The 11,659-nt window shown below is 40.0% G+C and carries 9 protein-coding genes; 3 read left to right on the forward strand and 6 right to left on the reverse strand.

The window, feature by feature from the left end; translation table 11 throughout:
• The first annotated feature begins 316 nt into the window (after positions 1 to 316).
• Positions 317 to 1,156, forward strand: a complete 840-nt coding sequence (gene ylqF / locus IQ215_RS05515; RefSeq protein ID WP_193800311.1) for a ribosome biogenesis GTPase YlqF — start codon at positions 317 to 319, stop codon at positions 1,154 to 1,156.
• A gap of 88 nt (positions 1,157 to 1,244) precedes the next feature.
• On the opposite strand, the gene hflX is transcribed toward ylqF, so the two are convergent.
• Positions 1,245 to 2,921, reverse strand: a complete 1,677-nt coding sequence (gene hflX / locus IQ215_RS05520) for a GTPase HflX (protein WP_193800312.1) — start codon at positions 2,919 to 2,921, stop codon at positions 1,245 to 1,247.
• 604 nt (positions 2,922 to 3,525) lie between these two features.
• On the opposite strand from hflX, the gene rplI reads away from it, so the two are divergent.
• On the forward strand, positions 3,526 to 3,984 hold the full coding sequence (gene rplI / locus IQ215_RS05525) for a 50S ribosomal protein L9 (RefSeq protein WP_193800313.1): 459 nt from the start codon (positions 3,526 to 3,528) through the stop codon (positions 3,982 to 3,984).
• 110 nt (positions 3,985 to 4,094) lie between these two features.
• Here the strand turns inward: rplI and guaA are convergent, their stop codons facing one another.
• From guaA to plsX, 5 genes are all read right to left on the reverse strand, one after another.
• Entirely contained in the window at positions 4,095 to 5,726 is a 1,632-nt protein-coding gene (gene guaA, locus IQ215_RS05530; protein WP_193800314.1) for a glutamine-hydrolyzing GMP synthase, read from the reverse strand.
• 262 nt (positions 5,727 to 5,988) lie between these two features.
• Positions 5,989 to 6,795: a galactosyltransferase-related protein gene (locus IQ215_RS05535; RefSeq protein WP_193800315.1), complete on the reverse strand. Its 807-nt coding sequence runs from the start codon at positions 6,793 to 6,795 to the stop codon at positions 5,989 to 5,991.
• Complete coding sequence (locus IQ215_RS05540; RefSeq protein ID WP_193800316.1) at positions 6,785 to 7,528, reverse strand: glycosyltransferase family 2 protein; 744 nt, start codon at positions 7,526 to 7,528, stop codon at positions 6,785 to 6,787. Before IQ215_RS05540 ends, IQ215_RS05535 begins: the two co-directional genes overlap by 11 nt.
• 156 nt (positions 7,529 to 7,684) lie before the next feature.
• Positions 7,685 to 8,704, reverse strand: a complete 1,020-nt coding sequence (locus IQ215_RS05545) for a beta-ketoacyl-ACP synthase III (protein WP_193800317.1) — start codon at positions 8,702 to 8,704, stop codon at positions 7,685 to 7,687.
• A 23-nt stretch (positions 8,705 to 8,727) separates the two neighbouring features.
• Positions 8,728 to 9,783 (reverse strand): phosphate acyltransferase PlsX, encoded by a 1,056-nt coding sequence (gene plsX / locus IQ215_RS05550; protein ID WP_193800318.1) that lies wholly within the window; start codon positions 9,781 to 9,783, stop codon positions 8,728 to 8,730.
• A 239-nt stretch (positions 9,784 to 10,022) separates the two neighbouring features.
• Here plsX and ribBA point away from each other — a divergent pair.
• Positions 10,023 to 11,659, forward strand: a 1,637-nt coding sequence (gene ribBA / locus IQ215_RS05555) for a bifunctional 3,4-dihydroxy-2-butanone-4-phosphate synthase/GTP cyclohydrolase II (protein WP_193800319.1), incomplete at its 3' end; no start/stop codon positions are given.

The following is an 11,659-nucleotide window of genomic DNA, read 5'->3' on the forward strand; positions in this document are numbered from 1 at the left end:
TTAATCACTTACAAATTAGCAATATCGATATTTTATACTAAATCCTGTTTCAATAATATACTTATTAGGGAACAGGGAACGGGGAACAAAGTTCTTCATTCTCAATTGTTAATTGCTTTATCACCTCAACGGAGGAAAATAGTTATCAGTATAGTAAGTTGCAGATTACCTTATCTCGAATTCAAGTTCAATAAGGGTCAAAGTGAATGGACAAAATGAGATATAATAATTTACTCTTATAAGTTTAAAAAATTTTAGTTTGGATAACTCTAACTTTATTCATCGGAAAATAGTAACTTCCAGCTAACAAAATGTTATGACACTAATTCAATGGTATCCAGGACACATCAGTAAAGCAGAAAGACAACTCAAAGAACAACTAAAACGAGTAGATGTTGTCTTAGAAGTGCGGGATGCCCGTATTCCCCTTGCCTCCCATCATCCCCAAGTAAAAGAATGGATTGGAGATAAACCACGGTTATTAATCCTCAATCGAGAAGATATGATTAGTAACGTGATTAAACAAGAATGGCAAGAATGGTTTAAAAATCAAGGGGAAACTCCTTTTTTCACCAATGCTAAAGATGGAAAAGGGGTAAAAGCCATTAACAAAGCCTCCCAAGGTTGTGGCACGGATGTTAATGCAAGGCGTAAAAGTAGAGGTATGTTGCCCCGCCCCGTGCGCGCAGTGGTGATTGGTTTTCCCAATGTGGGTAAATCTGCCCTTATTAATCGTCTGCTCAATCGTAAAATTGTCGCTAGTGCCAGAAAAGCAGGGGTAACAAGACAGTTACAATGGGTAAGAATTTCTAAGGATATAGAATTACTTGATGCCCCCGGGATTATTCCTCTCAAGTTAGAAAACCAAGAAGATGCTCTAAAGTTGGCTATTTGTGAAGATATTGGGGAAGCGGCTTATAATAATCAGGAAGTTGCCCAACAGTTTGTGGATTTATTGGTAAATCTTGGCACAGAAAATGTGTTAAAAGAGCGTTATGGTTTGGATGCTTTAGATTTGACTGGGGAAGAATTTATTATTAAATTGGCTCAAATGAAGTATCAAAATGATCAAGAAAGGGTAGCCCGTCAGATTTTACAGGATTTTCGCAAGGGCTATCTGGGTAAGGTTTCCCTTGAATATCCCCCCGTAGAATAGTTTTTTTATATTTATCTAAAGTACAGGATTGGAAACCTGCTTTTTCAGCACAGCTTTATATTATCCATTCTCAATTATCAATTATTCATCAATGAGCCATTAATCGGGAGCGTAAGTTATCAAACCCAATACGCTCACTAGCGGAAATAAAAACTGCTTGGGGATATGTTTCTTTGGCTAACTCTAAATGTTCAATATCAGCTTGATCAATTTTATTAAAGGCAATTAATTCTTCTGCAGGGGCCAAGGGCATATCTGCTAAGATATTTTTGACTGATTCGATATGACTTTGCCAAGCAGGATGGGATAAATCCACCACATGGAGAAGGGCATCGGCTTCGGTAACTTCTTCTAGGGTGGCGCGGAAGGAATCTACTAAGGAAGGGGGTAATTCGTGGATAAAACCCACGGTATCAGTGAGAAGGATGGTGCTTGATTTTCCTGTGTGTTGTTCTGTAATGGTTAATCTTCGGGTGGTGGGGTCAAGGGTAGCAAAAAGTTGATCGGCGGTATATACTTGGGCGTTAGTGAGGGCATTTATGAGGGTTGATTTTCCTGCATTGGTATAACCGACGATCGCCACGGTGGGTATTTCTTGATGTTGTCTTTGTTGACGCATACGGGAGCGGTGGCTTTGCAGTTGATTAACTTCTTGTTGCAGACGGGTAATGCGTTTTTGAATAGCACGTCTTTCGGTTTCTAATTTGGTTTCCCCGGGCCCCCTTGTACCGATACCACCGCCCAAACGAGACATCGCCCTTCCCCTACCTTTGAGACGGGGTAACATATACTCTAGTTGGGCAAGTTCTACCTGCAATTTTCCTGCCCGTGACTGCGCCCTTTGAGCAAATATATCTAATATTACCTCGGTGCGATCGACTACTTTTACTCCGAATTGGGTTTCGAGGTTTCGGGCTTGGGAGGGGGATAAATCTCGGTCAAAGGCAACTAAATTCGCTCCCATACTCTGCACTTGTAGGGCAATTTCTTCTACTTTTCCTGCCCCTACCACGGTTTGGGGGTGGGGTTGACTTCTTTTTTGTTCTAGGGTAGCCAACACTTTTCCCCCAGCACTTTCTACGAGTCTTTGCAACTCTTGCAAACTATCATCAAATTTTTGAGGAGTGAGATTATCAGTCATTAAACCCACTAACACTACTCTTTCTTGGGAATCTTCTACTTTTTGGGCGACAAACTCTCGGCTAAATTCCTCCTCCAAACCATCCACGAGGGTTAAAAAGTCTTGCTCGGCGATCGCCTCTATATCTTGAGCAGGAGAAACTTCCCAATAGTTAAGGGTGTCTTGGGCAGGGGTAAGGTGCGCTACATAGGCATCTTTAATAAATCCCGATGCTCCACCCCCTTTCCTTTGTATTCCTTGCCCAGTCAAAGTTAACACTAAAAGAGCGTCTAACCTTTGTCTTGCCATGGCCGTTAAACTCGCCTGACTAGGAGGAATGGGTTTGATGGATGTGCTTAGGCAACGGATGCCCGATAGTCTCTGCGCCCCATAACGAGGTAATTCTAGGGGGGGGATTTGCGTTTGACGGGGGCTACCAACCCCTACCCTGATCACCTGTCCACGGCGATTTAGATAGACACATACAGGCTGTTTGAGGTCACTACTTATGGAGGCTATTCTTTCCGCAAATTCTGGGGTTGTCAGGCGATCGCTCCTGATCCTTTGTTGGTATAATCTTTGTAATTGCTTGAGTTGATTTGGTTTTATTCCCTGTAGATTTCCGTAAATAGGTGCGATCGACATTCAGCAAAGATCATTAAATAGTAATACCTCTCCTATCTTAACCAAAAAACCATCATTAAATAATTGGGGTTTAAATGAAAAAAGGGAGTCGTAGCATGGTACATCAGTACAGGTTGCAGGAGATGGGGAGTATGGGAGATGGGGAGTAAGAGTAAAATAGTTCAATTATTCATTGTCAATTGTCAATTGTCAATTATCAATTATTCACGCCTTTACAAGACTATAAATTTTATCCCGAACTTAGGTTATTTTAGTTCAATTTATTGAACGATAAACTGTTAGCCTTGCAATGAATTACAAGGCGAGGGATGATATATTTTCTGGCATTGCTGATTTTGAGTATCGAACATTATTAAATTACAGTAAATGTATAGTATTAAAACTATACTATTATTACTATTGCCCATTGCCCATTCCCTATTGCCAAACTAAACTAAAAATCATACCTTAATGAACCAACGCCACAATTAAAATTAATCCCCCTAGCCCTTATCCTGCCATCACAAAAACAATTCATTCCCATGGTTTGGAAAATTACTGTATAATTGTAATTTGTGACTAAATATGCTAACTATAAGAATTTCATAAACTATAAAGAGGTTATATGGCAAAAAGATTACAGGTAGTCTTAAACAAAGACGTAACAAAATTAGGCAAAAGAGGAGATGTTGTAGATGTAGCCCCCGGTTATGCCCGTAACTACCTAGTACCTCAGGGCTTCGGAGTATTTGCCACCGCAGGGGTATTACGTCAAGTAGAACAAAGAAGAGCCAAAGAAGCCGAGCGTTTAGCCGCCCTTCTCGAAGATGCAAAATCCCGCAAAACTGCTTTACAAACCATCAATAACTTTGTTATTCGTAAGCAATTAGGGGAAGATCAAGCAATTTTCGGTACTGTTACCACCCAAGATGTAGTAGAAGTAATCAAAGCTAATGCAGGTTTAGATGTAGAACGTCAAGCCATTGAATTACCCGAAATCAAGAGAATTGGTACTTACAAAGCTCAAATCAAATTACACGCTGAAGTAATCGCTGAAGTTTCCATCGAAGTAGCACCCCTTTAAGCTGATAAATATTTCAGTTAATTATGGGATTAGAACAAAAAAGGGCAGAGGATTTTTACCTTGCCCTTATTTTTGTAAGTGGAGTAATAATTGTCAATTGTCCATTGTAATTATTCCCATTCGATAGTCCCGGGCGGTTTAGAAGTAATATCATAAACCACTCGGTTAACCCCTTTCACCTCATTAACAATGCGGTTGGAGATGGTTTCTAGTAAGTCATAGGGAGGTCTTGCCCAGTCGGCTGTCATGCCGTCTTCACTGGTAATCAACCTTAAAACAATAGGATAGGCATAGGTGCGCTTGTCACCCATTACCCCCACACTTTTTACGGGTAAAAGTACGGCAAATGCCTGCCAAAAGTCATGATACATTCCGGCTTTTTTGATTTCATCCCTCACTACAAAATCAGCATCCCGAAGGATATTGAGTTTTTCGGAGCTAACTTCCCCTAAGATACGGATAGCTAAACCTGGGCCGGGAAAAGGATGACGGGAAACGATTTCTTCTGGTAAACCGATCGCCCTTCCCACTTTACGCACCTCATCTTTAAATAGTTTGCGGAGGGGCTCGACTAATTTAAAACGGAGATTTTTGGGTAAACCACCCACATTGTGATGACTCTTAATTTTGACGGCTACCCTTTCCCCAGTTTTGGGATCAACGTTAGTATCAGCAGATTCGATAACATCAGGATAGAGTGTACCTTGGGCAAGATAATCAAAAGGCCCTAAACGGGTGGATTCTTCCTCAAATACCCTAATAAATTCATGACCGATTTTGCGGCGTTTTTCTTCAGGGTCTGTCACTCCTTCGATTTGGGCTAAGAAGCGATCGCGCCCATTCACATATTCCACGTTAATATGAAACTGATTATTAAACAACTCCACCAATCTTTCAGGCTCACCCTTACGCATAAAACCTTGATCAATAAACATACAAGTCAATTGATCACCGATGGCTTCATGGAGTAAAAAAGCAAGGGTAGAAGAATCCACACCCCCCGAAAGAGCCAATAAAACTCTTTTATCTCCAACGGTTTCCCTAATCTCCGCAATGGATTGTTCCAAGAAGGTTTGAGTCGTCCAAGTAGGTTCACAACCGCAGATATGATAGACAAAGTTACGAATGAGAGCCGAACCATATTCAGAATGGATTACTTCAGGATGAAACTGAACCCCAAATAATTTTTTTTGATGCTCAGCGATCGCCGCACAAGGGGTATTATCAGTATGGGCGAGGATGGAAAAACCTTCGGGTAACTCGGTACAAGAATCACCGTGGCTCATCCACATGGTAGAACCATTTTCCACATTAGTTAATAAATCCGTGGGATCATCAATAAACAAAGAAGCCTTACCATATTCGCCTCGTTTTGCCCTTTCAACGCCACCTCCCAACTGTTTCACCATCAGTTGCATACCATAACATACCCCCAAAACAGGAATGCCAAGACTCCATATTTCAGGATCACATTGGGGCGCATATTCATCATATACAGAGTTAGGACCACCCGATAAGATGATACCCTTGGGGTTAAGTTCTCTTAGTTTTTCAGCGCTGGTGCGATAGGAGATTACCTCGGAGTAAACTTCTGTTTCTCGGATGCGACGGGCAATCAATTCAGAATATTGCGAACCGAAATCAATAATCAGAATCATTTGACGTTTGGTTGTATCGTTACTAGAAGAATTATTATTAGTTTGGTCTTGCTTGGAGGGAAGGGGAGTTTCTGTTATAGTCACGTTCTCTTTTTGGTAAAGTTGAGTAATCAAAAAATAAAAAATTCTAGCCTGAACAAAGCTAGATTTTTCCTTAGAGGCGAAGTTACTTTCTACCCTAATTTAAATATTCTTAACATCATATCATTACCGTTGAATAATTTGGGATTGGGTTTGATAAAAATGCCTTTTTGTTTGATTGGGGAATAAGGAGCGACAATGGAAAAGAGTGGAATAAATTTCCAAGTAATACCAAGAATTTGTCTCACTTTATTTCATAAGGGTTTCAGATACGCTGATCAAATCCTGTAATAGTTATATGTTGGGGTAAGGTAACAATCTCTTGTCGTAAGCTACCATGCAACTGATAAGCTAAAATCATCTGATTGGAAATAGCTATGTTACGATTACGGGTGAATATAGGAGATTCTTGAGAAGGGTTTCTGATCTCATCTCCATGGCTTTGATGTAACACTGCCCCCATGGATTTTACCTCATATCCTAAGATATTAGCTCTAATTAATAAGTCTTGATCTTCCCATCCCCATCCCCTCAAGTGTTCGTTATACCCCCCTAAGGATAGTAAGTTATTTTTTGTGGCACAGATTAAACCACACCCTGAACGTTTTGAGGTTGATAATTCTGTAATTATGTCGATCTGAATTTTATCAATGGTTTTGTTAATAACGGGTGTGAGGCGGGGGCGTTTGAGAGCGTTAGTATGGTTGTTGGTTTCTTGTACTTCTTGAATATGGACAATGAGGGGGGAATCGAGATTATTGTTAATGGTTTGATAGATATTTGTGATGGTGTTTTGATTCCAAATAATATCGGCATCGGAGATAAGGAGAATGTCACTGGGACTATTTTTTATGCCGTGGTTTAAGTAAAATGTTTTGCAAAATGGGTATTGACTAAGGTTAATTATTCTTATTTTTGAATTATGGGCAATTTTAGGTTCAATTATTGATTTTTTGTCTCCTGATAAAATAGTTATAAGGTTTATTTGTTTTATTTCTAGTAAACTAAGGATTGTTTTGTTAATGCTTTTTCTTTTTTTTAGAGGTATTAATATTTCAAGGCTAGGAGTCATTATTTTTATATTTACGATAATAGTATTCTCTATTTTTGTTAACAATGTCGGGAGAATACCAATCGGGATTGTGGTGATGGTTGAGGTGTAAATAAACTAGGTCTGGCACTCGACAAAGGTGATAACCTTCATTACAATATCTTTGTATAATATCTTGATCTTCTCCCCCCCAACCGATAAAGTTTTCATCCCAACCCCCTATTTTCTGTAATTCTTCGGTACGAAATAGGGGCAAAACTCCAAATCTCTCGTGGCTGGTAAGATGTTTTTTGAGGGCACTTGGTTGGTCTTCAGGGGCGATCGCACTTTGTTCTACAATAAAATTAAGGTCATTTTTATTATCAACCAATGGTTGTTGTACCATTAAACGATAACCAGTTACTAAGAAAAAAGATGATTTTTTAGCTATTTCTAAATGGGTAAAAAGGCTATTGTTATGGGGAATTAAGTCAATATCATAAGCCATCAGATATTTAGTATCAACTAAGTTAAGACCATGATTAAGAAGGGCTGTTTTATGAAAAACACCATTATTTTGAACAAAAAAGTAACTAGCACCTATTTTTTCTATTTTTTCTTGAATAGCTAAAGTGGGTTGTGTATCACTTTCAATAAAAATTATTTTGACTATGTTTTTTAGTCCAAAATGAAGTGACGTAAACCAGTTATAAAAAGAATAAAATCCTAGTTGTCTTTGTCGGTAGGATATGATTAAGGTAAGCTCATTTTTCATCGAGCTATAAGATAGTTAGTTGAGAACTATTTTATTATACAAAAAACAGCAATAATTGATTAAGCAAAAAATAGGGAAAAAAAGAAATAGCCCAACTCATTAATTTTCTTCCCCTAAACCCTCAAAAATATTATCCCTAACTCAAGTTAATATATATTAACGCCCCCAACGGAAAATAGAAGCGCCCCAACTGAGCCCAGCACCAAAACCAGACACCGCTATAACATCTCCCGATTTAATTTTACCCTCCTTCAAGGCTTCATCAAGGGCAAGGGGAATAGAGGCCGCAGAAGTATTGCCGTAGTTGTGGAGATTAGTAATAACTTTTTGTTCGGGTATTTTTAAGCGACTAGCTACCGCATCAATAATTCTTTTATTAGCTTGATGAAGAATTAACCAATCAACATCATCGGTGGTCAAATGAGCTCTAAATAAGGCTTTTTCAATGACTTCAGGTACTTTATTCACCGCAAAACGATATACTTCCCTACCATTCATGGTGATATTACTAAAACCACCGTTATTAATTTGTTTATCTTCGCCAATGTTCTCCAAATTTCCTTGATAGGAGAGATTGAGGGTGTTATTTAAGGCCCCATTACTACACATCTCAAAACCTAGGAGATTATCTTTTTCTGAGTTACCCTGACATACCACCGCCCCTGCACCGTCGCCGAATAATACACAAGTAGTACGATCGCCCCAATCCACCCAACGGGAAAGAAAATCAGCTCCAATAACGAGGACATTTCTATATACCCCATTACGAATAAACTGAGAAGCCGTCACCAAAGAAAAGACAAAACCCGAACAAGCGGCCGTTAAATCAAAGGCCACTGCCCTAGTTGCCCCGATAATACTTTGTACCTGCGCGGCACTACCAAACAAATCATCGGGGGTTGAGGTTGCGAGAATGATTAAATCAATATCTAGGGGGGTTAAACCGCTATGGGCGATCGCCCTTAGCCCCGCTTGGGCTGCCAACTCACTAAGGCTAGTAGAAGTGGCAATGTGACGCTTTTTGATACCCGTACGAGAGCTAATCCAGTCATCGGAGGTATCGACTATCTGACTCAAATCATCATTACTAATTACTTGAGTAGCAATGGCTGAACCACTACCAATAACTGTGATTCCATTGTGGGCATCTCTGGCCGATTCCTTAACCGATTGCAATGACTTAATCTCCTTATTGATTATTATTTAACTTCTGATACTAAATTGTCCCCTTGTGCCAACGAGCCACCTGTTTGATAGTGCTGAATGCGATCGACGATTTGATGATCGATAGCTTCTTTGGCTACTCTGATGGCATTAAAAATAGAAGGAGCTTGAGAGCTACCATGACTAATAATACACACCGCAGGAACACCTAACAATAAAGCTCCCCCATGTTCAGCATGATCAATTCTTTGTTTAATTCTTCTTAGATTGGGCTTGAGGATAGCAGAACCAACTTTACCCCTAACCCCAAAAGGTAACTCCTCTTTGACGATTTGTAACATAATTTCACCCACTGCCTCAGCAAACTTTAGTAAAACATTACCCACAAAACCATCACAGACGATAACATCAAAATCCCCCGATAACACATCCCTACCTTCAGCATTACCCAAAAAAGGAATAGCAGGATTATTACTCAAAAGTTTATGGGTTTCCTTTGCCAATTCATTTCCTTTGGTGGCCTCCTCCCCAATATTTACCAATCCTACCTTGGGTTCTTCTACTTCCAATACATACTTACTATAAATAGTTCCCATGACGGCAAATTGTTCTAAGTATTTAGGCTTACAATCCACATTAGCGCCCACATCCAAAACAATGACTGATTTATTAGCATACATGGTAGGGAATACAGCCCCAATGGCAGGGCGATCTATACCTTTAATTCGACCCAAAGAAAGGGAAGCAGCAGCCATGGCAGCTCCCGAATGTCCTGCGGAAACTACTCCCTGAGCCCGTTTTTCCTTAACCAATTTCATGGCAACATTAATAGACGCTTTGGGTTTACGACGAACCCCTGTTAAAGCTCCTTCGTCCATGGAAACAACACCTTCTGAGGGTACTATTTCAATATTTTGAATATTAGCTCCATCATGGTTTGCCAGTTCAGCTTCAATAATTTGAGGATCTCCGACTAAGAGAACGTCAATGTCTAATTCTGCGGCAGCCCTGATTGCCCCAGCGACAATTACTCCAGGTCCTCTGTCTCCGCCCATTGCGTCCACTGCTATTTTTGCTCGTGTTGATGCCATTGCTCAGTATATTGGGTTAAAATCTCTAAAATTATATCATGTTAACTTTTAATCCACTGTTGTTTGAGGATTGAAAGACTAACTTTTGTTTTTTATATTTAACAGCATCATATATCATTTTTGTCTTTCCTGCTTGATCTATTTATTGGTTAGAAGTTGACTAGATGAGGGGTAAGGGTGCAAGTTGACACAAAATCTCATTAAAATAGAATTTAAGAATAATCAGGAAAAAAGCTGTTGTGACCACGGAAAATATTACCTTTGATACCATAGAAGAAGCCATTGCTGATATTAAGGCAGGGCGCTGTATTGTAGTTGTTGATGACGAAAATAGAGAAAATGAAGGGGATTTAATTTGTGCGGCTCAGTTTGCTACCCCCGATATGATTAATTTTATGGCGGTGGAGGCCAGGGGTTTAATTTGTTTAGCCATGACAGGAGAGCGCCTTGACGAGTTAGATTTACCCCTCATGGTAACCAATAACACCGATAGTAATCAAACGGCTTTTACGGTGAGTATTGATGGGGCAAAACATTTGGGAGTGACTACGGGAATTTCGGCCGAAGATCGCGCCAAGACTATTCAAATTGCTATAAATCCTACCACTAGCCCTGAAGATTTGGGAAGACCTGGGCATATTTTTCCGTTGCGATCGCGCCAAGGTGGTGTCCTCAAAAGGGCAGGACACACAGAAGCCGCCGTTGATTTAGCCCGTTTAGGGGGATTATATCCTGCGGGGGTAATCTGCGAAATCCAAAACCCCGATGGTAGTATGTCTCGTTTACCAGAATTATATCAATATGCCCAAAAACATAATTTAAAGCTGATCAGTATTGCTGATTTAATTAGTTATCGCCTCAAACATGATCGTTTTGTATATCGAGAAACTGTATGTAATTTCCCTAGTCAGTTCGGGGATTTTCAAATTTATGCCTATGGTAATGCCCTTGATAAAACCGAACATTTAGCCATTGTTAAGGGTAATATTGACCAGTTTAAGGATCAACCTGTAATGGTGCGGATGCACTCGGAATGCTTAACAGGGGATGCTTTAGGTTCTTTACGTTGTGATTGTCGGATGCAACTCCAAGCGGCTTTAAAGATGATCGAAAATGCAGGGTTAGGGGTAGTGGTATATCTGCGACAAGAAGGCCGGGGCATTGGTTTAGTCAATAAATTAAAAGCCTATACCCTCCAAGATATGGGTTTTGATACCGTGGAGGCTAACGAAAAATTAGGTTTTCCCCCTGATTTGAGGGACTATGGTATGGGCGCTCAAATTCTTAACGATTTGGGCATTAAAAATATTCGTCTGATCACTAATAATCCTCGTAAAATTGCCGGGTTGAAGGGTTACGGCATTGATATTGTGGAACGTTTACCCTTGTTCATCGAAGCCAATGACTATAACTCCAATTATCTCAACACCAAGGCCGAAAAGTTAGGACATATGTTGTTACAAACTTTTCTCTGTACCATTGCCATCACTTGGAAAAACAGTCAATCTCCGAGCGCCCGTTACCAAAAACTAGAAAAACTGCGTCATCTCATCCGTGACCATAATTTTGTCTCCCAAGAAGAAACAAGACCCGTGGCGATCGCCCTTTTTAGCCAACCCACCATGATATTACACCTTGGTTTTGATAAACCTGCCATAGTAGAACAAAAATGGTACAAAGATAAGAACCATCCCTACCTAAAAAGTATCCTCACCATCCTAGAAACCCTCATAAAAGGGGAAGATCTAGTAAAAATACAATTTTTGATGGCAGAAGGAGAAGACCCCATGTTAGGGCTACAGGTGCGCTTAGAAAGAGAACAAATATCCCCCAACACATCCATAACTGACCTAGCCCCCACCCTACAACAACAAAC

This window comes from Cyanobacterium stanieri LEGE 03274, assembly GCF_015207825.1.
Classification (GTDB): Bacteria; Cyanobacteriota; Cyanobacteriia; order Cyanobacteriales; family Cyanobacteriaceae; genus Cyanobacterium; species Cyanobacterium stanieri_B.